Origin of the sequence: Bradyrhizobium japonicum USDA 6, from assembly GCF_000284375.1 — a bacterium.
Lineage (GTDB): Bacteria > Pseudomonadota > Alphaproteobacteria > Rhizobiales > Xanthobacteraceae > Bradyrhizobium > Bradyrhizobium japonicum.
Map to the genome: position 1 here is coordinate 3,616,865 of NC_017249.1, position 23,758 is coordinate 3,640,622.

A 23,758-nucleotide genomic window follows, 5' to 3' on the forward strand; every position below is an offset into this window, starting at 1 on the left:
ACATCCTGTGCGGCGAGTCCTGCTTGTCCGGCGAGCCATGGCCTTTGCTCACCTCTTGCGACCTTCTGATCATTTCGAGGCTCCTGATTGCACGATCTACGCATTCCATGAGGCCTTGATCTCGATGAATCCAGCGATATGATTTCAGCAACATGCTGAACCAAACTGATCTATCCAGGGTCGAACTGAATCTCCTTGTGCTCTTCCGCGTGGTCCTGGAAGAACGCCATGTCGCGCGCGCAGCCGCGCGACTGAACCTGACGCCGTCCGCTGTCAGCCACGCGCTTGGCCGGCTGCGCCTTGTTTTGAACGACCCGTTGTTCCTGCGAACGCCGAAGGGCGTCGTTCCAACGGAACGGGCCCTGGAGCTTGATCACCCGATCGCTGAAATCATCGCGCGGGTCGAACAACTGGTTGGCTCGGCTAGACCATTCGACCCTGCAAAAAGCCATCGCCGTTTTACGATCGGGGCACCCGATGCTGTTCTCGCCTCGACAACGGGGCAACTACTGGGTTCGATCGCGAGCAGGGCGCCCCACATCGACATCGGATTGATCCATGTGATGCCCGCGCCTCGCGGCGGCGCGATCGGCGAACCCTGGCACGAGTGCCTCGAGATGCTCGAAAGACGAGAGCTGGACATCGCGATGCTGCCGCTGCCTGCGGTATCGCCGCGTTTCGAGGCGCGCAGGCTCTACGACGAGGAATTCGTGCTGGCCATGCGCAAGGGACACGCCTTCGCCAGAGCTCCGACACCTGCGGCTTTCTCGCGATCTCAGCATCTGCTGGTGTCTCTCAGCGGTGAACCGCGCGGCTTCGTCGATGAGATGTTGGCAAGGCGCGGTCTCAAGCGCCGCATTGCCTTGACTGTCCCGAACTTTATGATGGCACTGGTCCAGCTTGCAGGGTCCGAACTGATCGCTGCATTGCCGCGGCGTCTGGTGCAGCAGCACGCCGGGCATTTCGGATTGATGTTCGTCGAGCTGCCTTTCGCCCGTAAACCGGATACGATCTGCGCCATCGCGACCAAGGCCGCGATGAAGGACGCCGGTGTTGCATGGCTGATGGAAGTTGTCTTCGCCTCGGTCGGAGCAGGTCGGAACCGCAATCGGTAGCGCGCGCCCGCTCAGTTGGGCGGCCCCCAAACGGTTTCCTCCGTCCAGCCCAGATCGGCAAACTCGGATGCCCTCAACGGCGCTTCGGCAGCTGAAAAGAACTCGTCGAGTTGCGGCGGCTTGACGCGCGTTCCCGACAACATCGTGTGCGCCTGCCCACGGTGGTGAATGTGATGCTGAATGAGATGCATCAGCAGCCGGTCGCGTCGCTCTATCTGGACACCAGGATCTCGATTGATCCGCACGTCTTCGTTCAACGAGGCGGGCGTCAGAGCATCACAGACGCCGATGAAGCGGCGGTCGATCGATGCTTGAGCTTCCGAGAGCCCTGCAAGAGCCGGAAATGGGATCGGATCCTCCCAGGCCTTCGGCCCAAGCCATCCGCCCTCGAGTGCATCGACGTAAAGGAGGTCAACGACATAAATATGGTTCAACGTCCGCTGCAGGCTCGGGAAGAAGCCCGTCCGCTCGACCTCAAATTCGCCTTGGCCCAGCTCGGCGCACGCGCGGTGCAATCGGTGGTTCGCCCAGGCATTGTTGTAGGCGAAGGCGCGATAGGTTTGAACAATCGACATTGCAAACCCCTCGACCTGCTTGGCGCCGCCTTTACCGATCAGAAACCATAGCAAATGATCTGAAAATTGTAACGAAACGACTTGGCTGTTTCCGGGTAGGTTTGCCGGAGGGCCCGTCCGATGACAGAGCACCAGTTGCGAGAGCAGGAATTCCAGATCGCGCGTTACAAGCTTCTGGAGCGCGAAGTCACCGATCCGCTTGCCGCATGTCTGCTTCACAGCATCATCGAGGAACTGGAAGCCGAGTTGCGAAGGGACAGACCGGATTCGCACGGGCCGCGCGATTAACCGTTTCTTAGCGCTGATCATGCGGATTATTCGCGAGGGAATGTCAAGGGAGACTGCTCCCATGCTGAAGGACGGCACCTACGCGGCGTGGTACAAGACACCACTGGACCAGGGTACCGGGATCGTCCATGTCGCAGACGGACAAATCTGGGGCTGCGACAGCCTGATGACCTATCACGGCTCCTGCAAGGTCGATGGAGATCGCTTCACTGCCACCGTGTCGACGAAGCGTCATACCGACGGACGTGCAACGGTCTTCGGCATCGACGACGAACTCACGCTGGACATCGAGGGAAACTGCCCCGGCAAGGTCGCGACTTACACGGCGAAGGCAGCGCAGATGCCGGGAATGATCCTCCAGGGGACGCTCATTCTCACGGAACAGCAGCCGCCCGCGCGTGAGCGAACCGAGCAGGTACCCGCGTTCAATCCCGACAAGCTTCCGAAATTGCCCAAGCGCTCGCGCTGATCGAGCGAGCCGGGGCGCTCGGCGTGCCCGGTTCAATGCAGCATCATGTCGGACAAGGCTTGGCGTCGCCAGCTTGTGCGGCCGATAGCCGAGTTTTCGCCGAGATCGCTCCGAACCATCCTCTGCTGGTAGGCACGCCCGACCCTGTAGGTGCAGGGTTCGCAGACATTCACGAGACGCATTGCGCAGCGCGAAGCTGAAGATCATACCGCCCAACGGCAAAGACCGCGACTTCGTGGTGGATGGTCTGGGCTCGCGAGCTGTGATCAATTCGCAGCTGGCGTGCTTCGGTGCGGCTCAGGACGTGAAAGGCAAAAAGAAGGGCAGGGGGTAAATCCGGGCGTTCTTCTGCATTTTTGCATCCGCAAGTCCCGGAACTCCCGCTTTTCAAGCAGCTTCCGACACGCCATTGTGCCGCCGCAACAATCGTCTCAAGGGGCAGTATCAATGTCGGACAAGGTTTCGCGTCGCCAGTTTGCCAAGCTGGCGGGATTGTCCGCAGCCGGAATCGCCAGTCCGCTGGAGGCCGCTGAGGTTAAGCCGGCACCGGCGCCGCGAGGCATGGACGGCTTTCCGGCGGGCTTTGTCTGGGGCACGGCGACCTCGTCCTATCAGGTCGAGGGTGCGGTCGACGTCGACGGGCGGGGGGCTTCGATCTGGGACAAGTTCGTGCGCATCCCCGGCAAGATCGAGGACGGCACCACCGGCGATCGCGCCGTCGAGCATTATCACCGCTACAAGGAGGACATCGCGCTCATCAAGGAGCTCGGCTGCAAGGCCTACCGCTTCTCGGTGGCATGGCCGCGGGTGTTTCCGGACGGCGACGGCAAGCCGAACCCGAAGGGGCTCGACTTCTACAATCGTCTCGTCGACGAGCTCCTCAGGAACGGCATCGAGCCGTGGCTGACGCTCTATCACTGGGACCTGCCGCAATCGCTCCAGGATCGCTTCGGCGGCTGGCGCTCGACCGAGACCTGCAAGATATTTGGCGACTATGCGGGCTATGTCGCCGAGCGCCTGACCGATCGCGTCAAGAACGTGTTCACGCTGAACGAGAGCGGACGTTTCGTCCAGTTCGGCTATGGCCTCGGCATCGACGCGCCCGGCGTGACGCTGCCGCAAGCCGAGGTCAACCAGGTCAGGCATAACAGCGCGCTCGCGCACGGGCTCGCGGTACAGGCGGTGCGAGCGCACGGCCGCCGCGGCACCAGGGTCGGGCCGGCCGAGAATATCGACGTCTGCGTTCCTGCAATCGACACGCCAGAGCATGTCCGCGCGGCCGAGATCGCGCTGCGCGAGATGAATGCCGGCTATCTCAACGTCATCATGACGGGCCGGTATACCGACGCCTTCCTGAAATACGCGGGCGCCGATGCGCCGAAATACACCGACGCCGAGCTGAAGATCATCTCCTCGCCGGTCGACTTCCTCGGTCTCAATATCTACGCGCCGCAGAACTACGTGGTGCCCTCCGACCAGGGCGCGGGCTTCATGCCGCTGCCGATCCCGAAATCGTTCCCGCACATGAACTCGAACTGGCTCCGCGTCGCGCCGGAGACGATCTACTGGGTGCCGAAGCTGGCCGCAAAGATCTGGAAGACAGATGCGATCTACATCAGCGAGAACGGCACCTCCGGCGACGACGTGGTGACGCCCGACGGCAAGATCTACGACACCGACCGCATCATGTACCTGCGCAACTATCTCGCCCAGCTCCAGCGTGCCACCGCCGAGGGCGTGCCGGTGCGCGGCTACTTCCTCTGGAGCCTGCTGGACAATTTCGAATGGGTGTTCGGGCTCAACAAGCGTTTCGGGCTCTATCACGTCAATTTCGACACGCAGGTGCGCACGCCGAAGCTCAGCGCGACCTTCTACCGCAACGTGATCGCGAAGAACGCGGCGGGGGCGTAGCTTTCTCTCCCTCTCCCGGATTTCCGCGCGTAAAATCCGACCTCTTCCCGCAGGCGGGGCGAGGTGACGCAAGATCGCGCGGCCACGGCCGTTTAGCCTGACAAGCCAATCGCTTCACCGGTATCGCCGCGCCTCATGCGGAACCCGCGCTTCTACTGTGCATGGGGTTGTTTTTCAGTTTTTTGCAAGGAGGCCGCGCGGCACCGCACGTTGACTCCACCTTTCCCCTGATTCAGAAACGACATCAACACCCATAAACAAGAGGACAACGCCAATGGCTGACGCGCTGATCATCGATGCCTGCCGGACCCCGCGGGGCGTAGGCAAGGCCGGCAAGGGAGCACTCTCGGGCATTCATCCGCAGCAGCTCGGCGCGACCGTGCTGCGCGCGCTCGCCGACCGCACCGGCATCGACACCGCCGATGTCGACGACATCGTCTGGGGCTGCAGCGCGCAGGTCGCGACCCAAAGCGGCGACCTCGGCCGCATGTCGGCGCTCGATGCCGGCTACGACGTGCGCGCCAGCGCGGTGACGCTCGACCGCTTCTGTGGAAGCGGCATCACCAGCGTCAACATGGCGGCGGCCTCGATCATGTCGGGAACCGAAGACCTCGTCATCGCCGGCGGCTGCGAGATGATGTCGATGGAAGGACGCCGCGGCGGCGGTCCGATGATGATGGACAGCGGCAATCTGCGCCTGCGTGCGCGGCATCCGCAGTCGCATCAGGGCGTCTGCGCCGACGCGATCGCGACGCTGGAAGGCATCACGCGAAGCGACGTCGACGCGCTCGGTCTCGAAAGCCAGAAGCGCGCAGCGCAGGCGATTGCCGGCGGCCACTTCAAGAACAGCCTCGTGCCCGTGCATCGCGAGGACGGCAGCCTCGCGCTCGACCATGAAGAGTATCCGCGGCCGCAGACCACGATGGAAGGGCTGAGTGCATTGAAGCCCGCATTCCCCGCGATCGCCGATTTTGCGCTCGACGACAAGGGCACGACCTATCGCGGCCTCATCCTGCAGAAATATCCGGACCTGAACATCGACTTCATGCATCACGCCGGCAATTCGTCCGGCGTCGTCGACGGTGCCGCCGCGATCCTGCTCGCATCGCCCGCCTATGCCAGCGCGCACGGCCTGAAGCCGCGCGCGCGCGTCGTCGCGATGGCCAACATGGGGGATTCGCCGACCCTGATGCTGAACGCGCCGGTGCCGGCGACGCGCAAGGTGCTGGCGAAGGCGGGGCTCTCAATCGACGACATCGATCTGTTCGAGATCAACGAGGCCTTTGCGGTGGTGGCGGAAAAGTACATCCGCGACCTCAAGCTCGACCGCGCCAAGGTCAACGTCAATGGCGGCTCGATCGCCCTCGGCCATCCCATCGGCGCCACCGGCTCGATCCTGATCGGCACCCTGCTCGACGAGCTCGAACGGCGCGACCTGAAGCGCGGTCTCGTCACCATGTGCGCCGCCGGCGGCATGGCTCCGGCCGTCATCATCGAGCGTATCTAGCGCGAGCGAAGCTCGCCGCGCCCCCGTAAAAACAGGGTGAAAGAGTAGCTGAGACGTCGCACACGACGATCTAGCCTTATTTTTCAGGGTGAATCGCGACCGGCCTTTCACAAAGAGGCCGGTCGTCGCTTGTCGAAAGCAGCGAATCAGCTTTAGCAAGGCGGCGTGCGGGCCTTTGAAACAAGGCAAAAACCGCTGCCGGAGGCTCCTTCCGCTCTGGAAGCCGCTGAAAAGCAGGGTTTTTTGCCCCAGGGGGCCAAAAAAGCCCGTAAAATCGCGACAAAACTGTGCAGAAGGCTCTGGGCCTTCAACGGTTGGTCTAATATGCAACCGGCAACGAATCAGAGGAGACACGATGCCAACCCAAATGTCCAAATCGCAGCTGATCGAAAAGATTGCGACCGCCACCGAGCTTTCCAAGCGTGACGTCAAGAGCGTCATGGAGACGCTGACCGACGTCGGTCACAAGGAGCTCAAGAAGAACGGCCTGTTCCTGGTGCCGGGCTTCGCCAAGTTCGTGGTCATCAAGAAGCCCGCGACCAAGGCGCGCAAGGGTACCAACCCGTTCACGGGTGAAGAGATGATGTTCAAGGCCAAGCCGGCCCGGAAGATCGTCCGCGCCCGCCCGGTCAAGGCCGCCAAGGACGCGGTGGGCTAACAACGCAAAGGCCCCCTCGGCTAGGAGGGGGCCTTTTGTTTGGGGCTGCCGCGAGGGCTTGAGACGGAGGGCTCAACCCTTGCGGCGCTTCGCCCGGACCGGAACAGGCTGAAGTCGCGGCCCAGGCGCCGCCAGCGCATCGCGAACCCGGTCGATCGCACGGTCGAGCAGCTGACGCAGCCGCTGCGTCTTCCGTGATCGCCTCGCTTTTTCCAGCAGTTTCTTCATCGCCTTCACTCCGCCGCTTCGACCTTGGCATCGGCCGGCTCGAGCGCTGCGGCGATGGCCTCGTCGACGCGCTCCAGCCAGATGAATTCGAGGTTGTCCCGCGCGCTCTTCGGGATGTCGTCGTAGTCCCGCTTGTTGCGCGCCGGCAGCATCACCCGCTTCAACCCGGCAGCGGCCGCAGCCACCACCTTCTCCTTGATGCCGCCGACCGGCAGCACCAGACCGCGCAGCGAGATCTCGCCGGTCATCGCCGTGTCGCTGCGCACCGTGCGATTGGTGAGCAGGGACGTCAACGCCGTGAACATCGCAACGCCCGCGCTCGGTCCGTCCTTCGGGGTTGCGCCCGCCGGCACGTGAACGTGGATGTCGTTCTTCTCGAACACCGACGGATCGATGCCGAGCTGCGTGGCCTTGCTCTTCACCAGCGTCATCGCAGCCTGCACGCTCTCGCGCATGACGTCGCCGAGCTGACCGGTCAGGATCATGCCGCCCCGGCCGGGCACGCGCGAGGCCTCGATGAACAGGATGTCACCGCCAACCGGCGTCCAGGCAAGGCCGGTGGCCACGCCCGGAATGCTGGTGCGCTGCGCAATCTCGCCCTCGAAGCGCGGCTGGCCGAGCACGATGCCGATGTCCTTCGGGCTCACCACGACCTTGGCAGCCGTGCCCTCGGCGATCTGCACCGCGGCATGGCGGAACAGCTTGCCGATCTCGCGCTCGAGGTTGCGCACGCCGGCTTCGCGGGTGTAGCCCTTGACGACCAGCTTCAACGCCTCCGGCTCGATCTCGGCCTGCTCGGCCGTCAGGCCGTTGGCCTCGAGCTGACGCCGCACCAGGTAGCGGCGCGCGATCTCCAGCTTCTCCTCCTCGGTGTAGCCGGCGAGGCTGATCAGCTCCATGCGATCCAGCAGCGGACCCGGAATCTGGTCCAGCATGTTGGCGGTCGCGATGAACACCACGCGCGATAGGTCGAACGGCACGGCCAGGTAGTTGTCCCGGAACGTCCCGTTCTGCTCGGGGTCGAGCACCTCCAGCATGGCGGCCGAGGGATCGCCCTGCACGCCACGGCCCATCTTGTCGATCTCGTCCAGCATCATGACGCAGTTCCGCGTGCCGGCCTTCTTGATGCCCTGGATGATGTTGCCGGGCAGCGCGCCGATATAGGTGCGCCGGTGGCCGCGGATCTCGGCCTCGTCATGCACGCCGCCGAGGCTGACGCGCACGAACGGGCGATCCATCGCGCGTGCGATGGATTGGCCGAGCGAGGTCTTGCCGACGCCGGGCGGACCGACGAAGCACAGGATCGGCGCCTTGCCCTGCGGAGCGAGCTTGCGCACCGCCAGATATTCGATGATCCGGCCCTTGATCTTCTCCAGGCCAAAGTGATCAGCGTCGAGGATGCGGCGTGCTTCCTTGATGTCGATCGGCTTCTCCGCGGGCAGCGCCCACGGCAGCTCGATCAGCCAGTCGAGATAGGTGCGGACCATGCCGGATTCACCGGCAGCCTCCGGCATGCGCTCGTAGCGGCGCAGCTCCTTCTTGGCGTGCGCCTCCGCTTCCGGCGGCATGTTGGCCTTGGCGATGGCAGCCGTCAGCTCGGCGACCTCGGCCGCCTTGCCGTCGCCTTCGCCGAGCTGCCGCTGGATGGTCGCCATCTGCTCGCGCAGGATCGCCTCGCGCTGCCGCTCGTCGAAGGAGGCCTTGGTCTTCTGGCCGATCTCGTTGGAGATGCGCAGCACCTCCAGCCGCTCGGCCAGGTGCTTCGACACCTTCTCGACGCGCAGTGCGAGATCGATGGTCTCCAGCACCTCCTGCTTGTCCTGCGGCTTGATGTCCATGAACGAGGTCGCCAGGTCCGCCAGCGCGCCGGGCGCGGTGGTGCTCTGGAACATCGCGACCAGCTCGGGCGGCGCCTGCGGCAGCAGCTCGATCGCCTCGATCGCCTGGCGCTGCAGGTTCAGCGCGCGCGCCTCGATCTCGGGCGAGCTCGTGGTCGGCTCGGGGATCTGCTGGAAACGCGCGGCCAGGAACGGCGTCCCCGGCAGGAAGTCGAGGATGCGGGCGCGCTGCACGCCCTGGCAGACGATGTGATGGGTGCCGTCGGGCGCGGTGATGTAGCGCACGATGTTGGCGATGGTCGCGACCCGGTAGAGATCATCAGGCCCGGGCTCCTCGATCTCGGGGCTGCGCTGCAGGACGATGCCGACCGGCCGCTGCTCGCGCAGCGCCTGCTGCGCGGCGGCGATGGACTTCGCCCGGCCGATCGCGATCGGCGCGATGGCGCCGGGAAACAGCACCATCTCGCGCACCGGGATGACGATCAGCGCGTCTTCGGGAATCTTCACGTCGGGATTATTCTGGGAATTGGTTTGTGCGGTATTCATCTGTTCGGTGGCCATGATCGACCTCAGGATTTGGCGAGGCGCAGCGCGACGCAGCCGTCCATCACGAACCGGCTGATGGCGTAGCGGCCGACGGGAAGCGCAATGCGCCGCTCGAAGCGGCCCTGCGGCAGCTCGAGCCGGTGGATGCGGGCGTTGCGAAGCTCCGGCGGCAGCGTGCGCTGGCCGGAGATGACGAGCACGCCGTCGAGGATCACCGTCTCGACGTTGTCGGGATTGACGCCGGGAAGCGCGACCAGGATCAAAAGCTCATGCTCGGTCTCGAGCACGTCGATCGGCGGCTCCCAGCAGGCTTCCTGGCGGCCGAACTGCTGGCGCAGCCGTTCGGCGCGGGTCAGCGAGTCCAGGGCTTCGGACAGCATCCAGTCGAGGGGATTTTTGGGTTGCATGGCAAAAACTCGGGGAAGGCGCTGCGGTTGGAAAACGAGCATATGGGGACGGTTCCCCAAAATTCCAGCATCGCGCGTTTGGAGCATGCCTGGCCTCTCCAACCGGAAAAGGCCCTTGTAGTCGCACGCTTCGACGCCGCGGGGATATTCCGCGGCATCGAAGGCAACAGTTGGGCGCGTCGCGCTGATCAGGCCGCGGCGCGGTACTCCTCTTCCGCTTCGAGGTTGATGACCGAGGTCGCGAGCTCGGTCAGCGTGTGATCGGTCGCCTCTTCCTCGTCCAGCGTCTCCTGGAGCAGCCTTGCCGCGTCCGGCATGCCGAGCTCCTCGGCCCAGGTGCGGAGCGTGCCGTAGCGGGAGATCTCGTAGTGCTCGACGGCCTGAGCGGCCGCGAGCAGGCCGGCGTCGAGGGCAGGGGCGTTCTTGAAATCCTTCATGATCTCGGCGCCCTCGTCGGTGATGCCGTTGATCGCTTCGCAGGGCTTGCCGCGGGCCGGCTTGCCCAGCATCTTGAAGATCTGATCGAGCCGTTTGACCTGGCCCTGCGTCTCGCGCAGATGCTTGTTGAAGGCTGCGGCAAGGTCCTTGGAATGCGCGGCCTTGGCCATCTTGGGTAGCGTCTTGATGATCTTGTTCTCGGCGAAATAGATGTCCTTCAGCGTCTCCAGGAACAGGTCGCTCAACATCTTCGGTGCCTGACGCGGACGGCGCGCCGCGGTCTTTTTCGCGTTCGCACGCTTCTTTGCTCGTTTAGCCATGAATCCTCCTCTTGAGGTGACACGGGAAGGGCGATGCCCTCCTCAATCCTCGCGCGACCAAGACTCTGCGAAGGCAAATGTTCCTCGCGAAGGCCTCCTCCAGCGGTTATGGATTGCGGCTGCACCTCGCGCGAGACCCACCCGCATGCTCGACTTCGCCCTGTCCGCCTTCGTGACGCTGCTGCTGGTGGTCGATCCCGTCGGCCTTGCGCCGGCCTTCCTCGCCGCGACCGGAGGCATGCCCGACAAGGTCAAGCGCACGATCGCCCTGCGCGCGCCGCTGATCGCGGCCTCGATCCTGGTGGTGATCTCGCTGGCCGGAAACTGGCTGTTGCGCCAGCTCGGGATCGGCATCCCCGCTTTCCAGATCGCCGGCGGACTGCTGCTGTTCGGCGTGTCCTACCAGATGATCTTCGGCGACCGTCCGCATCGCGAGGCGCGCGAGGCCGACAAGGCGACCTCGGAGCATGCCTCCGACGTCGCGGTGTTTCCCTTGGCCATCCCGATGATGGCCGGTCCCGGCGCGATCGCGACCACGCTGCTGCTGACGGGCAATGCCGGCTATGGGGCCAAGCTCGCGATCATCATCGCGGTCGTCGTCTCCGTCTGCATGCTCTGCATGCTGTGCTTCGTCTCCGCGAGCCTGATCGCGCGCACCCTCGGGCGCACCGGAAATGCCGTGCTCTCACGCGTGCTCGGTATGCTGCTCGCAGCCTACTCGGTGCAGTTCGTGATCAACGGGATCGCGGCCGTCCGGGCGAGCCTGCCCTAGGGGTTGCCCTCGACCTGCGTAAATCTGCTAATTTATTGATTTCAAGTGATATTTCGTGGCTTGGCGAGGCTGCCGGCAAGACGGTAGCTGATCCGGGTCGCTTTCGCTTGCACTGCCACATTGCTTTGACGTACTCCCGGTCTAACAAACGCCCATCGCCAAGAAGTCGAGATATCGATGACAGCGGACGAGCTCGACAAGAGACAGGCCATAATCGACGCTTGCCGCCGCATGAACGCGCTCGGCATCAACCAGGGCACATCAGGGAATATCAGCGTCCGGCATGCAGACGGGCTTCTGGTCACGCCGACCAGCGTGCCCTATGACGCCATGACGCCCGACCAGATCGTGTTGATGGCGATGGACGGCTCCCATGCCCCCGGTCAGAAGCCCTCCAGTGAGTGGCGCTTCCACCGCGACATCCTGAAATCGCGGCCCGACGTCAACGCCGTCGTCCACGCCCATCCCACCTATTGCACCATCCTGGCGATCATGGGCATGGAGATTCCGCCCGTGCACTACATGATCGCAGCCGCCGGCGGTGACAGTATCCGTTGCGCGCCCTATGCCACCTTCGGAACGGCGGAGTTGTCCGAGCATGCGCTGCGGGCGCTGGAGGGCCGGCTCGCCTGCCTGCTCGACCATCACGGCATGATCGCGGTCGGCAAGACGCTGGACAAGGCGATGTGGCTCGCCGTCGAGGTCGAGACGCTGGCGCGGCAGTATCACGGCTGCCTCCAGATCGGAAAACCGCCGCTGCTGTCGAGTGCCGAGATCGAACGGGTCCGCCAGCGCATGGCCGGCTACGGCATGTCGGAAGGGTAGGGCGGGCAAGAAGGTGTTCGCGCGGATCAGACACATCGCCGATCGCAAGGGATCGAACCGCGTCATGGTTCGCCTGCGCGCGCTCTTGCGCAGCAACGAGTTCTACCTGATCCCGCTGGCGCTTGTGATCGGCACGCTTACCGGCGCCATCGTGACGCTGATGGCCGAGATTGCACAGATTGCCCATATGGTGATCTACGGCATTCCCGTCGACGTTCGCCTGTCCGCCCACGCCCGGGTCAGCCCCTGGGCGGCCCTGAGCGCGCCCGCGCTGGGCGGACTGGCGCTCGGTATCATGGAATGGTGGCGGCGGCGGCTGAAGATCTCCAACGCGGTCGACCCGATCGAGGCGAACGCGCTGCGCGGCGGCAATCTGTCGATGCGCGACAGCATGGTGGTGTCGAGCCAGACGCTGATCTCGAACGGCTGCGGCGCCTCGGTCGGCCTCGAGGCCGGCTACACCCAGATCGGCTCGGGCATCGCCTCTCTGTTCGGCAAGTTCTTCAATCTGCGCCGCAACGATTTGCGCCTGATCGTCGGGTGCGGCGCCGCCGCTGCGATCGCAGCGGCGTTTGGCGCGCCGATCACCGGCGCCTTCTATGCCTGCGAGCTGATCGTCGGCGTCTATTCGGTCGGCAGCGCCGCGCCGATCCTGGCGGCCTCGCTTGCCGGCGCGCTGACCGCGCAATGGCTCGGCGGCGCGCCGTACTCTATCGAAATACCGAAGGTCAGCGCGGTCGGCGTCGAGCAATATCTGGCATTGATCGGGCTTGCGCTCATTACCAGCGGCGTCGGCATCGCGGTGATGCGGTCGTCTTCGATGTTCGAGCGCCTGTTTGTCTGGCTGCCGGTCTGGCTGCGCCCGGTGATCGGCGGCCTTATCGTCGGCAGCTTTGCCATCGTGACGCCGCAGGTGCTCGCGGCCGGCCACGGCGCCATGGTGCTGGATCTGTTTCACGACATGACGATCGGCCTGATCGCGATCATCATCGCCTTGAAGGTGACGGCCTGCCTGATCTCGCTCGCCTCGGGTTTCCGTGGCGGTCTGTTCTTTGCCTCGTTGTTCGTCGGCAGCCTGATCGGAAAGTTCTTCGCTGCGGTTCTTTTGCTCATCAGCCCGGAATTCGTGATCGACCCGCTGGTGGCAATGCTGACGGGCATGGCGACGCTCGGCGTCGCCATTGTCGGCGGTCCCCTGACCATGTCGTTCCTCGTGCTCGAGATGACCCGCAATGTCGACGTCACCGCCGTGGTGCTGGCCGGCTGCATCGTCACCTCGATCTGCGTCCGCTTCATGTTCGGCCATTCCTTCTCGACCTGGCGCCTGCATCTGCGCGGCGAGACCATCCGCAGCGCCAACGACGTCGGCTGGCTGCGCAACCTCACGGTCGAGCGGCTGATGCGCTCCGACGTCGGCAAGGTGCCGTCGACCACGACGATCGCCGCCGTGCGCAGTGAATTCGCGCTGGGCTCGCGGCCCGGCATCGTCATCGTCAACAATGCCGACGAATATGTCGGCCTCGTCCTGCTGCCCGACCTGTTCTCCAGCGATCTCGACACCATCGCCGACGACATCCAGGTGATCGAGCTCGCCCGCCTGACCGAGATCGTGCTGATCCCGGAAATGAACGTGAAGTCGGCGATGGCCGTGTTCGACGAGGCGGAAGCCGAGATGCTGGCGGTGGTCGATTCCACCGATAGCCGCAAGGTGGTCGGCTTCCTGACCGAGACGTTTGCCCGCCGCCGCTATGTCGAGGAGATCGACAAGGCGACGCGCGGCGTGCTCGGGGCGCTGTCGTAAGAGGTCTGCGGCCTCGGGGTCGAGAGAGGTATTGGGGGAGGGGGCCATGGCCCCTGAAGTCGTCCGGCCTCCGAATTTCCTTGAAGGCGTCTTGCTTTGGACAAAGCCCGTCAGCGATGATCAGGGCAAGCAAATGCGACGGACGCCTTCGGGCGACATTGGGCTAGAAGGGGAGCGCCAATGAACTCCGTGACGACACCGATCGAGCCGCGTTATGCGCCGTCCGCGCGCATGGACGAAGAGCTCACGCATACCTTCGAGAAAATCAAGAGCGTGGATGAAGAGATCGCGCGCGCCAGCGAGCAGCTTGCCCGGCTGGAGCGCGATGCGGTGCGCAGTCGCCCGCGGCGTGGCGGGACGGCGCTGCGCGGCTTCGTCGGTCTGGGGCTGGCTGCAGGGATTGGCATCGCTGCCTTTGTCTCGCAATCATCCCACGGTGATACGGTCAGGCAGATGATCGCCGGTTGGGCGCCGCTGCACGCTGCGACGTCGTCGCAGTTGCAAGCAGAGCCGGCGCGCGAAGCAGGGCCGCCGCGCGAAGCTGAGACGAGCCCGACTGCTCAATTGGCCGAGGCATCTCCGCAACCGGCATCCGCCGCCGAATCCATACCGGAGGCAGTCGCGCCAACCGGCAGCACGCTCCCGCCGGAGTTGACCGAATTGCTGCAGAAGCTGGCGAGCGATCTCGCAAACGTGCAGCAAGGCATCGATCAGCTCGCGGCGAGCCAGGCGCAATTGAAAGCGAACCAGGAGCAAATGTCGCTCGACAATCTCAGGCTTGCCGATGAGTTGAAGGCAGGCCAGGAACAAATGGCGCGGCTCGTCGCCAAGATGCCTGGAGACAAGGCGTCTGAAAACAAGACGCCGGATAACAACAAGCCCGAGATCGCCGGGAAAACGACCGGCCGGTCGAACGCGGGGCAGAAGACGAGCGCAGCACCCGTGCCTGCGCCACGTCCGGCTGCGGCCCAGACGCGCAAGCCGGCGCCGGCAACGTCGTCACCGCATGCCGCGGTGCGACGGCCGCCTCCGGTCCAGCTGCAATCAGCGCGGCAATAGCCGCGATCGGTATGGGCCCGTCGTCGCGGCCGCATTCACGACAACGATCGCCCCACGTCGGTGGTGCCGACGCCGTCGGGAACTACCGCCGGCATCGCGCCGAGTAAGGCGGCCGTCATGCCGCTTTCGAATTCGCCGAGCCGCACCAGCGCGACGCGGACTATGCCGCTGATCGTATGGCGCCCATCGCCATCAGCGCGATGATCGAGCCCTGCGAGGCCGAGAGAGTAGGCGCAGCCGGTTAGTGCATAGGTCTGCCAGCCAATCGCCGCGGTGAGCGACTTGATAGGAGCATTCCGACAGGGTTCGCGACGCGATGTAGGGCGACGGCGCCGCGACAAGGCAACGGCTAGAGATGACAGAGTGGAAGCTCGATCCGAGGTGTCCAGCAATCATGGAAGCTGGACGGCGGGCTGCTTGCGCCGCCGTCCGCGCCTTCTATCGGCCTGGTTGAGATGGAGAAGCGACGACGCACGCCACGATCCGTCGGACCAGTGGCAGCACCATCAGCAGCGTGGGAAAGGCGACGAGCCATGACAGCGCCCAGGCGCCGGGCCAGGTCGCGAGGAACGCCGGCGTCGCGCCGAGGCTCCGGAGCGTCGAAATGACCGACACCACGGCCGTCATGAGGATGGACAGCACGAATGGCATCACGATCGGCGCATAGCGCGCCGGCAGTTTGCGAACCGCAATCATCTGGTTTCTCTTGAAGAAAAGGACGCGTCAGTCACGTTGAACCTGCGAAAATGGCATCGATCCCGACGGCGTCGGTTGATGCGTTGGTTCACGTGAAACGCTTACGGCGACCGAAAAACGGCGCGGCTGTTCATTATCCGCTCAGGTTGAGTGGTTCAAGCTGGATCTGGTCGTTCGGTTTACAATCGTTCCAAGCGTGGCAGATTGCCGCGATCACGAAACTTCTCAGTGATTTGCGAGTTGTGGACCGTTTCATATTTTGACTTTGAACGAGAACAAAGGACGCCGAGATGAGCGACAGGCCCGTAAATTCCAGATTTGGCCGCAACACCGTACTGGCTGCGTTTGCGAGTCTGGCTCTGGCCACAGCTTGCGTCTCGTCCTCGTCTGCGGCGCCGGCCGATTCGCCGACCGTCAGCGCGGACTCTGCGACGTCGAGCAGATCCGTAGCGACCGATTTCAGCGCCGCCCGCCGCCACCGCTACTATCGCCGGGGTCCAAATGCGGCAGGACTTGCCTTCATGGGCGTGGCGGCAGGTCTGATCGGAGGCGCGATCGCAGAGAGCCGGCGCCAGGAGTACTACGAGAATCGCTATTATGACGGCCCGGGTCCTTACTATGGTGGTCAGGGATATTATGGCGGCGGTCCCTATTACGGTCCGCGTGGCTACTATCAGCCTTATTAGGCGCCTGTTCTCGACGTAGCCCGGCTGCGCGGAGCCCGTCATCGGGCTACGCGCCTCTGCGTTGCCCGACGGGCAAAACACCCGAGAGGGCGTCAAGCCGCGCGCGTGAAAATATTCCGCGTTACCGAAATTCGGAAACGGCGTATGTGTCGCCCATCCCGGCTCACCAAGAGGGGCGATCTTGTGTCGTCACGTTTCGCGAGCCGGGTTGCGGTGGACGCGGCAGCGTCGGGCGCGAGAGGTCAGGGTAGGGCGGATTGCTCTCCGTGAGCCCAAGACTTCGTGCCGGATGAGCGGCGCTGCTAGGCTTCGTCTCGTCTGTAAGTTTCCGGCTCCGTCGACAGGGCTGGAAAAACTGCGGCGAAATGGCGGGCCGTACGTACGGCAAAACCGTGTGGTCCTGGCCGTCGTCGCTACGGTCAAGTGCTTGCGAATGCGGCAGTCGCGTCAACCGGCGCGGTGCTGGTGACTTTCGCAAGGACGAGGGAGGCCAGAAGGAATTCGGCTCCCGGGAGAGCACGGCATAAGCCGTCCGACCACTGCGCAGGGAAGGCCGAGTGATTGGCACCACCTGTATGCTGCTGTGCGGTTTCCTTGCGCTACCTTTCGCGCAGCGGACCGCGGGTGCGAGGTCAGCACCCGGCCTTCCCTGCGCCCTCTTGGCTTCGAGGGCGGAACGACGAAGCAAAGCTCGCGCGAAATGCGCCGCGAGGATGAAAAAGGCGTGTCTTAGGGGCCGTAGGATGGGTAGAGCACTTGCGGAACCCATCATGCTTCCGCCTTGATGAGAGATGATGGGTTTCGCTTCGCTCTACCCATCCTACGAGTGCGCTCGCCATGGATGACGTTGAAAGAGTTGCGCTCTACGCTTCCGGCATCACCGTCCCGCCGGTGCCGACAGCGCGCCGTTGGCGTAGCGCTGCCAGTCGGGTGTGGTCGACTGCGACGGCCAGAACGCGTTGGAGTCGCGGACCGACTGGGTGATCGGGGCGGCGCGTGCCTTGCTTCTGTGGTGGCGGTCGCTCGCGGCGGCGGTCTGGACGGTGGCGGCGGCAATCAGGGTGACGCCGAGAATGGCAAAGGTCTTTCGCATGGTTGTTTCTCCCGTGACGGCGATTCAGGCTGTGAGAAAAATGTCTCCTGTGTTCGCGGTCGTGGCTGACATGGCGATGCGTCCTGCCGAATATCAGCCGGGCCGGTTTCACGATCCGAAGCGCGGCCATCACGTTGGGGCGAGCAAATTTTCTAGCCCCGGCCAAATATTCGGCAATCGTGCCCGCAGCGCCGGTGGACTTGCCCCTGGCAATCCGGTTCAATGACGTGAATTGAGTTCTCAGGCGACAACGATGTCGAAATATCTGCTGGTCCTTCTCCTGATCGCCTCGCCGGCGGTCGCGCAGGTTAAGCTCACGCCAAAGACCTCGGCAGCGCATCCAGACCCGTGCGCCCCGATCGGGCGGACCGCGGACGGCAAGCTGGTCTACTCCATGAAATGCGAGAATCTGCCGGCGCCGCCTCCACCTCCGCCACAGGCGGAACTGAAGGAGGCGCCCCCTTCGGCCGCGCCCGCCGCCGAGCCCGAGCCGGAGGTGCGGCGGAGCGGTATTTTCGGCTGGTCCTACGACCGCAGATGACGGGCCGCGCCACTTGCGCGAAGCCCCCTGGAATGCTCTTTGCTTGAAAATTCCCCGTGGGCCTTTGGCCCCCGATCCAGAGAGATGAGATGAGCAAACTCGTTATCCGCGCCGGCGACTTCACCTTCGATGCCCGCTTCGAGGAGCAGCTGGCGCCCAAGACCGTCGCTGCGTTTCGCAAGGCGCTGCCGTTCGAAAGCCACATCATCCATGTGCGCTGGAGCGGCGAGGGCGTCTGGATGCCGCTCGGCGATCTCGATTTCGGCGTCGGCTACGAGAACCACACCAGCTATCCCGCGCCGGGTCAGATCATCCTCTATCCCGGCGGCATCAGCGAGACCGAGATCCTGCTCGCCTATGGCGGCGTGCACTTCGCCAGCAAAATGGGCCAGCTCGCCGGCAATCATTTCATCACGCTGACCTCGGGCCTCGAGAATCTCGCGACCCTCGGCAAGAGCGTGCTGTGGAAGGGCGCCTTGCCGATCCGCTTCGAGGAAGTCTGAGTGACGGATACTCGCTACCCGCGCGATCTCCGCGGTTACGGCCGCAACCCGCCGCATCCGCAATGGCCTGACAACGCGCGGGTCGCGGTGCAGTTCGTCGTCAACTTCGAGGAAGGCGGCGAGAACAACATCTTGCACGGCGATCGCGCCTCGGAAGCGTTTCTGTCCGACGTCCTCGGTGCTCAGCCCTGGCCGGGCCAGCGCCACGCCAATATCGAGTCGATGTTCGAATATGGCTCGCGCGCCGGCTTCTGGCGGCTGTGGCGGATGTTCAATACGCGGAAGTGGCCGACCACCGTGTTCGGCGTTGCCACCGCGCTGAAGCGCAATCCCGAGATTGTCGCGGCGATGAAGGAGTCAGGCTGGGACATCGCGAGCCACAGCCTGAAATGGATCGAGCACAAGGACATGACCGAGGCGCAGGAGCGCGCCGAGATCGCCGAGTCCATTCGCGTCCACACCGAGGCGACGGGCTCGCGGCCGCTCGGCTGGTACACCGGGCGCTCCTCGATCAACACCAACCGCCTCCTGATGGAGGAGGGCGGCTTCCTCTATCTCTGCGACTCCTATGCCGACGATCTGCCCTATTGGGTCAAGGGCGCGAACGGCAAGCAGCTCATCATTCCCTATACGTTAGACGCCAACGACATGCGCTTCATCAACCCGCAGGGGTTTGCCGAAGGCGAGCAGTTCTTTACCTATCTGAAGGACGCCTTCGACGTGTTCTATGCCGAGGGTGAGACCGCGCCGAAGATGATGTCGGTGGGGCTGCACTGCCGTCTTGCCGGCCGGCCCGGCCGTGCCGCGGGACTGATCCGCTTCCTCGACTATATCGGCAAGCACGATCGCGTCTGGGTGCCGACGCGGCTCCAGATCGCGCAGCACTGGCACGACAAGCATGCGCATCTCGCCGCTGACGCCTTCGAGATCGGGTGAGGACGATGGCGCAAATCTCGCTCGCCGATCTCAATGCTGCTGATCAGGCCGGCTTTGTCGCGGTCCTTGCCAATGTCGTCGAATATTCACCGTGGATTGCGGAGAAACTTGCCGGGCAGCGGCCGTTCGCCGGTATCAACCAGTTGCACTCAGCGCTGATGGCGGCGATCCAGGCTGCCGAGCCCGACGTGCAGCTCGCGCTGATCCGGGCGCATCCGGACCTTGCCAACAAGACCCAGCGCGCGGCGGGCCTCACGGCGGAATCGACCGACGAGCAGAACAGTGCCGGCCTCGACCGGCTGTCGGAGGCCGAATACGCGGCGTTCGAGCGCGTCAACAACGCCTATCGCGACAGGTTCGGCTTCCCCTATATCGTCTGCGTGCGCCGTCACACCAGGGATTCCGTGCTGCGCGACTTCGAGACGCGGTTGCGCAATATCGCCAAGACCGAGACGCGGCGCGCGATCGAGGAGATCGGTCGTATCTCCGCGCTGCGGCTCGATCAGCTCGTCGTCGCCGACGACGCACTGAAGGTGCACGGCCGGCTCTCGACGCATGTGCTCGACAATCACGCCGGAAAGCCTGCAGCCGGCATCCCGGTGGAGCTCGTCGAGCTTGCAAATCTCGGCGAGAGCCGCGTGATCGCGCGCGCCGTCACCAATGCCGATGGCCGCACCGACCAGCCGCTGATCGGCGGCCGTCCGCTGCCGATCGGCCGCTACGAGCTTCGCTTCAGCGTCGCCAAATATTACGCCGAGCGTAACGTGCCGCTGTCAGACCCGCCGTTCCTCGATGAGATCCCGCTGCGCTTTGCGATCAGCGAGCCGGAAAGCCACTACCACGTGCCGCTGCTGGTCACGCCGTGGAGCTACTCGACCTATCGCGGCAGTTAATTCCCGAACTTCGCGTGCAGCGCCGGAAACAGCTGGTCCGGCTTGAACGGCGGCGCGGTGAAGCGGATGCCGGTGGCATCCGTGATCGCGTTGCCGAGCGCGGCGGTGACCGGATTGTACGGGCTCTCGCTCATCGACTTGGCGCCCAGCGGCCCGATCGTGTCGGACGTCTCGGCAAAGAAGACCTCCGTGCGCGGAACGTCTGCGAAGGAGGGCAGGTGGTAATCGCGGAATTTCGGATTGGTGACGCGGCCGGTCGCGTCGATCACCATCTCCTCGTAGAGCGCCGCCCCGATCGCCTGCGCGACGCCGCCCTCGACCTGGCCGCGGCACTGCATGGGATTGGCGACGACGCCGGCGTCCGCCGCCTGCACGCTCCTGAGAATCTTGATCTCGCCGGTGCCCTTGTTCACGGCGACGCGAAAGCCCTGGACGTTGAAGCCGACCGAGCGCGGCGTCCCCTCGGAATTGCCGCTGGCCGCGAATGGCTGTCCGCGTTCGCGCGCAAGCTTCGCGAGTTCGGTAAACGACATCCGCCGCACGCCGCTGACGACGGCTTCGTCGTCGAGCGTGCAACTCGCGGCGTCGCACAACCAGGCGCCGGCGGCCACCGCTTTCAGCTCGGTCGCAAGCTGCATCGCGGCCGCATGCGTTGCCTTGCCCGCAACGAAGGTGCCCGCACTGCCATAGGCGCCGGTGTCGTGGCCGCCATGGGCGGTGTCGGACTGGCGCAGGCGGATGCGGTCGACGGTGGTTGCGAGCGTCGTCGCCGCGATCTGCCGGTGCACGGTGCTGGTGCCGTTGCCGAACTCGGCGGTGCCGACGGTGAGGTCGAAGCCGCCGTCGTCGTTGAGCGCGATCATCGCATCCGCGAGATGGCCGGCCGGCGGCACCGTGTCGATCATGGTCAGCGCGACGCCGTCGCCGATCAGCCACTCCGGCGACAGGTCCGGCTGCGGGCCATCAGCCTGCATGGCGCGTTCGACAAGGTCGAGGCACTGGTCGAGCCCGTAGGAGCCATAGAGCACGTCGTGAAATTCGGACGGCGGTGGCGACAGCATGGGATCGCCTGTTTTGACGACGTTGCGCCGGCGCATGTCGTAGGGGCTGATCCCGAGCTGCCGTGCCAATTCGTCGATCGCGGCTTCGATCGCGATCTGCGTTTGGGGCAGGCCATAGCCGCGAAACGCGCCCGACGGCACCGTGTTGGTGTAGACGGCGAAGCCGTCGACCTTCTTATTCGGACAATTATAGACCGCGATGGACTCGGACAGCGAGTGGAACATCACGGGGCCAGCATGATTGCCGTAGGCGCCGGTGTTGGAGAGCACTTCGAGCTGGAGCGCGGTGAGCCTGCCGTCGGCATCGGCGCCGGCCTTGATGTGGACCCGCATCGGATGCCGCGTCGAGGTCGCGATGAACTGCTCCTCGCGGGTCAGCTCCAGCTTGACCGGTCGCCCGGTCTTGAGCGCAGCCAGCGCCAGAATGTCCTCGACGAACATCTCCTGCTTGCCGCCAAAGCCGCCACCGACGCGCTCGCAGAACACGCGGACCTTGTCCATCGGGAGCCCAAAGATGTCCGACAACGCGCGGCGGGTCAGGAACGGCACCTGCGTGGAGGTGCGGACATTGAGCACGCCTGAAGCATCGAGCCAGGCGAGGCCGCCATGAGTCTCCAGCGCGGCGTGCTGCACGCGGTGGCTGTGGAAGGTTGCCTCATAGGTGACGGCGGACGTCGCGAATGCCGCCGCCACGTCGCCGTATTCGCCATGCGTCTCGGCTGCGAGGTTGCGCTGGGGATCGGCGATACGGTTCGCGGTGGTGCGGTCAGGATGAATGACAGGTGCACCCGGTGCCATCGCCTGCTCCGGGTCGATCAGCGCAGGCAGGATCTCGTAGCTGACCTTCAGCCGGCGGCACGCCTCCTCGGCGGCGGCCTCGCTCTCGGCGACGACGGCGGCGACCTTCTGGCCGATGAAGCGGACGACGTCATCGAGGATGCGAGTATCCTCCGGATCCATCCAGTCCTTCTCATGCCGGGCAGTCGAGATCAGCACCGACGGCGCATCCTCATGCGTCAGGACCGCGTGCACGCCGGGCACGCGCAGCGCGTCCGACTTGTCGATTGCCACGATTTTCGCGTGGGCGTGCGGCGAGCGCAGCAGCTTGATGTGCAGCAGGTCGTCGATCTGCGTGTCGAAGGTGTAGTGCGCCTTGCCGCGCACGACGTCGGGGCCTGCGGGCGCCGGCAGGCTGCGGCCGAAGGCGGCGCCGGGTTCGACGCTCTCCTCGACATTGGTCTTGCCGAGCAGTGCGTCCTCGATCGAGCGATAGCCGGTGCAGCGGCAGATATTGCCCTTCAGCGCCGATCCGAGATCAGTGCGCTGCGCCTGATTCAGCGAAGCGCAGGTCAGGATCATGCCGGCGGTGCAGAAGCCGCATTGGAAGCCCTGCGCGTCGAGGAAGGCCTGCTGCATCGGATGCGCGCCGTGGTCGCCAGCGAGGCCCTCGATCGTGGTGACGGCGCGCCCCTCGGCGCGAAACGCCGGGATCAGGCAGCTATGCACCGGCTCGCCGTCGAGCAGCACGGTGCAGGCGCCGCAATCGCCGGCATCGCAGCCCTTCTTCACGCCGAAATGGCCGAGCTCGCGCAGGAACGTGCGCAGGCACTGCCCGGCGCGCGGCTCTTGCGGGAACGCCTTGCCGTTGACCTCGAAACTCATGACGGCGTTGCCCCGGCGAGTTCGACGCGAATCTCCTCGGCGAGCCTTAGCGTCATATGCTTGCGCCAGAGCGGCTTGCCGTGGATGTCGGTGTGGTACAGATCATCCGGGATCTGCTGCGCGATCGCGTCGCGAAGCGCGCCCGCGTCCAGAGCCTTGCGAAAGGACAGCTGGATCGGTCGCACCGTCGATGCGGTCACCGACAGCGTCAGCGTGCCATCGCTATCCAGGCTGCCGATCAGAAGCGCCGCAGAGCGGCCGACCGGGGCCAGCGAGATCTGGCGAAAGGCCGTGCGGCGCTTCAGCGCGGCAATCGGGATATCGATCTGCCGGATCAGGTCGCCCGGCGTCAGGCGGTTGCGCTGGTTGCCAATGACGAAGTCGACGACGGGCATCTTCTCTTCGCCGCCGCCGGCCTTCCAGATGGTGCAGACGCCGTCCAGCGCCGACGTGAGCGAGATCATCGGTCCCGCCGGCAGCGACATGCAGAGATTGCCGCCGACGGTTGCGGTCTTCCAGATCTTGAATGACGCAAGGAAAGCCCGGCAGCACTGGCCGATCAGCGGGGCTGCGAGCCAGTCGGGCGGGCAGGCGAAACCGTCGAGCTGTGTGATGGTGCAGGTGGCGGAGATGGCGAGATGGGTGTCGGTGATCGTCAGCGCCGGCCATTTCAGGTCAGTGAGATCGATCAGCCGCTTCAGGTGGACCTGGGGCTCCGAGAACAGCCAGGTGCCGCCCGCGAGCCAAGCATCACCTTCCGCCCAGGCGGGCAGTTGTGCGCGCGTTTGCGGATGGGCCACCGTCGTGATGGTATTCAAATCCATGGCTGCGCCAAAGCTTTCGCCCGTGAATCGTACAGATGAGTCTTGCAAGACCGGAGCCAAGTCGCAACAAGCAAGTCGTAGCATGAAGGTGATCGGGCCGGGGGCC

Annotated in this window: 25 protein-coding genes; 16 read left to right on the top strand and 9 right to left on the bottom strand. The window is 64.6% G+C overall.

Annotated elements, in window-relative coordinates:
* Window positions 1-152 precede the first annotated feature (152 nt).
* Window positions 153-1,115, top strand: coding sequence for a LysR family transcriptional regulator (locus BJ6T_RS16880; protein WP_028170519.1), 963 nt, complete (start codon window positions 153-155; stop codon window positions 1,113-1,115).
* Window positions 1,116-1,126: 11 nt separating this feature from the next.
* On the opposite strand, the gene BJ6T_RS16885 is transcribed toward BJ6T_RS16880, so the two are convergent.
* Entirely contained in the window at window positions 1,127-1,690 is a 564-nt protein-coding gene (locus BJ6T_RS16885; RefSeq protein ID WP_028170520.1) for a DinB family protein, read from the bottom strand.
* A gap of 349 nt (window positions 1,691-2,039) precedes the next feature.
* Here BJ6T_RS16885 and BJ6T_RS16890 point away from each other — a divergent pair, with 349 nt between their 5' ends.
* The 5 genes from BJ6T_RS16890 to BJ6T_RS16905 all read left to right on the top strand — a co-directional run bounded on the left by BJ6T_RS16890 (window position 2,040) and on the right by BJ6T_RS16905 (window position 6,523).
* On the top strand, window positions 2,040-2,447 hold the full coding sequence (locus BJ6T_RS16890; RefSeq protein ID WP_014493654.1) for a hypothetical protein: 408 nt from the start codon (window positions 2,040-2,042) through the stop codon (window positions 2,445-2,447).
* A 181-nt stretch (window positions 2,448-2,628) separates the two neighbouring features.
* Complete coding sequence (locus tag BJ6T_RS47245) at window positions 2,629-2,781, top strand: hypothetical protein (protein WP_014493655.1); 153 nt, start codon at window positions 2,629-2,631, stop codon at window positions 2,779-2,781.
* 113 nt (window positions 2,782-2,894) lie between these two features.
* Window positions 2,895-4,358: a GH1 family beta-glucosidase gene (locus BJ6T_RS16895; protein WP_014493656.1), complete on the top strand. Its 1,464-nt coding sequence runs from the start codon at window positions 2,895-2,897 to the stop codon at window positions 4,356-4,358.
* A gap of 274 nt (window positions 4,359-4,632) precedes the next feature.
* Complete coding sequence (locus tag BJ6T_RS16900) at window positions 4,633-5,865, top strand: acetyl-CoA C-acetyltransferase (RefSeq protein ID WP_014493657.1); 1,233 nt, start codon at window positions 4,633-4,635, stop codon at window positions 5,863-5,865.
* A gap of 355 nt (window positions 5,866-6,220) precedes the next feature.
* On the top strand, window positions 6,221-6,523 hold the full coding sequence (locus BJ6T_RS16905) for an HU family DNA-binding protein (RefSeq protein ID WP_014493658.1): 303 nt from the start codon (window positions 6,221-6,223) through the stop codon (window positions 6,521-6,523).
* A gap of 72 nt (window positions 6,524-6,595) precedes the next feature.
* On the opposite strand, the gene BJ6T_RS47250 is transcribed toward BJ6T_RS16905, so the two are convergent.
* The 4 genes from BJ6T_RS47250 to BJ6T_RS16920 all read right to left on the bottom strand — a co-directional run bounded on the left by BJ6T_RS47250 (window position 6,596) and on the right by BJ6T_RS16920 (window position 10,300).
* The gene (locus BJ6T_RS47250; protein ID WP_167541697.1) at window positions 6,596-6,751 is read right to left on the bottom strand and encodes a hypothetical protein; all 156 of its coding nucleotides are present in this window, start codon (window positions 6,749-6,751) and stop codon (window positions 6,596-6,598) included.
* Between the two features lie 5 nt (window positions 6,752-6,756).
* Window positions 6,757-9,150: an endopeptidase La gene (gene lon, locus BJ6T_RS16910; RefSeq protein ID WP_014493660.1), complete on the bottom strand. Its 2,394-nt coding sequence runs from the start codon at window positions 9,148-9,150 to the stop codon at window positions 6,757-6,759.
* Between the two features lie 8 nt (window positions 9,151-9,158).
* Window positions 9,159-9,542 carry an Hsp20/alpha crystallin family protein gene (locus tag BJ6T_RS16915; protein WP_014493661.1) on the bottom strand — a complete coding sequence of 128 codons (384 nt, stop codon included), beginning with the start codon at window positions 9,540-9,542 and terminating at the stop codon, window positions 9,159-9,161.
* A gap of 188 nt (window positions 9,543-9,730) precedes the next feature.
* Complete coding sequence (locus BJ6T_RS16920; protein ID WP_014493662.1) at window positions 9,731-10,300, bottom strand: YciE/YciF ferroxidase family protein; 570 nt, start codon at window positions 10,298-10,300, stop codon at window positions 9,731-9,733.
* A 145-nt stretch (window positions 10,301-10,445) separates the two neighbouring features.
* Between BJ6T_RS16920 and BJ6T_RS16925 the strand changes: the two genes are divergently transcribed.
* The 4 genes from BJ6T_RS16925 (at window position 10,446) to BJ6T_RS16940 (ending at window position 14,757) form a co-directional block, all read left to right on the top strand.
* Complete coding sequence (locus BJ6T_RS16925) at window positions 10,446-11,072, top strand: MarC family protein (RefSeq protein ID WP_014493663.1); 627 nt, start codon at window positions 10,446-10,448, stop codon at window positions 11,070-11,072.
* A gap of 177 nt (window positions 11,073-11,249) precedes the next feature.
* Entirely contained in the window at window positions 11,250-11,897 is a 648-nt protein-coding gene (locus BJ6T_RS16930; RefSeq protein ID WP_014493664.1) for an L-fuculose-phosphate aldolase, read from the top strand.
* A 13-nt stretch (window positions 11,898-11,910) separates the two neighbouring features.
* Entirely contained in the window at window positions 11,911-13,698 is a 1,788-nt protein-coding gene (locus tag BJ6T_RS16935; RefSeq protein ID WP_014493665.1) for a chloride channel protein, read from the top strand.
* Between the two features lie 231 nt (window positions 13,699-13,929).
* Window positions 13,930-14,757: a hypothetical protein gene (locus tag BJ6T_RS16940; protein WP_225894837.1), complete on the top strand. Its 828-nt coding sequence runs from the start codon at window positions 13,930-13,932 to the stop codon at window positions 14,755-14,757.
* A gap of 438 nt (window positions 14,758-15,195) precedes the next feature.
* Here BJ6T_RS16940 and BJ6T_RS16950 read toward each other — a convergent pair whose 3' ends face one another.
* The gene (locus BJ6T_RS16950; RefSeq protein ID WP_014493668.1) at window positions 15,196-15,453 is read right to left on the bottom strand and encodes a DUF2798 domain-containing protein; all 258 of its coding nucleotides are present in this window, start codon (window positions 15,451-15,453) and stop codon (window positions 15,196-15,198) included.
* A 290-nt stretch (window positions 15,454-15,743) separates the two neighbouring features.
* On the opposite strand from BJ6T_RS16950, the gene BJ6T_RS16955 reads away from it, so the two are divergent.
* Window positions 15,744-16,139, top strand: a complete 396-nt coding sequence (locus BJ6T_RS16955) for a hypothetical protein (RefSeq protein WP_014493669.1) — start codon at window positions 15,744-15,746, stop codon at window positions 16,137-16,139.
* Window positions 16,140-17,016: 877 nt separating this feature from the next.
* Here the strand turns inward: BJ6T_RS16955 and BJ6T_RS16960 are convergent.
* The gene (locus BJ6T_RS16960) at window positions 17,017-17,232 is read right to left on the bottom strand and encodes a hypothetical protein (RefSeq protein ID WP_014493670.1); all 216 of its coding nucleotides are present in this window, start codon (window positions 17,230-17,232) and stop codon (window positions 17,017-17,019) included.
* Between BJ6T_RS16960 and BJ6T_RS45695 the strand changes: the two genes are divergently transcribed.
* The 5 genes from BJ6T_RS45695 to uraD all read left to right on the top strand — a co-directional run bounded on the left by BJ6T_RS45695 (window position 17,213) and on the right by uraD (window position 20,105).
* Window positions 17,213-17,458 carry a hypothetical protein gene (locus tag BJ6T_RS45695; protein ID WP_141379058.1) on the top strand — a complete coding sequence of 82 codons (246 nt, stop codon included), beginning with the start codon at window positions 17,213-17,215 and terminating at the stop codon, window positions 17,456-17,458. The two genes, BJ6T_RS16960 and BJ6T_RS45695, sit on opposite strands and share 20 nt — an antisense overlap.
* 27 nt (window positions 17,459-17,485) lie before the next feature.
* Window positions 17,486-17,773: a hypothetical protein gene (locus BJ6T_RS16965; RefSeq protein WP_014493671.1), complete on the top strand. Its 288-nt coding sequence runs from the start codon at window positions 17,486-17,488 to the stop codon at window positions 17,771-17,773.
* An 89-nt stretch (window positions 17,774-17,862) separates the two neighbouring features.
* Complete coding sequence (locus tag BJ6T_RS16970) at window positions 17,863-18,276, top strand: DUF3830 family protein (protein ID WP_014493672.1); 414 nt, start codon at window positions 17,863-17,865, stop codon at window positions 18,274-18,276.
* Window positions 18,277-19,212, top strand: a complete 936-nt coding sequence (puuE, locus tag BJ6T_RS16975; protein WP_014493673.1) for an allantoinase PuuE — start codon at window positions 18,277-18,279, stop codon at window positions 19,210-19,212. It abuts the gene before it with no gap.
* A gap of 5 nt (window positions 19,213-19,217) precedes the next feature.
* Window positions 19,218-20,105, top strand: a complete 888-nt coding sequence (uraD, locus tag BJ6T_RS16980; protein ID WP_014493674.1) for a 2-oxo-4-hydroxy-4-carboxy-5-ureidoimidazoline decarboxylase — start codon at window positions 19,218-19,220, stop codon at window positions 20,103-20,105.
* Here the strand turns inward: uraD and BJ6T_RS16985 are convergent.
* Together BJ6T_RS16985 and BJ6T_RS16990 are read right to left on the bottom strand one after the other, a co-directional pair.
* Window positions 20,102-22,828 carry a molybdopterin-dependent oxidoreductase gene (locus tag BJ6T_RS16985; RefSeq protein WP_014493675.1) on the bottom strand — a complete coding sequence of 909 codons (2,727 nt, stop codon included), beginning with the start codon at window positions 22,826-22,828 and terminating at the stop codon, window positions 20,102-20,104. The two genes, uraD and BJ6T_RS16985, sit on opposite strands and share 4 nt — an antisense overlap.
* Window positions 22,825-23,652, bottom strand: a complete 828-nt coding sequence (locus tag BJ6T_RS16990; protein WP_014493676.1) for an FAD binding domain-containing protein — start codon at window positions 23,650-23,652, stop codon at window positions 22,825-22,827. The genes BJ6T_RS16985 and BJ6T_RS16990 overlap by 4 nt, the downstream gene beginning before the upstream one ends.
* Window positions 23,653-23,758 lie beyond the last annotated feature (106 nt).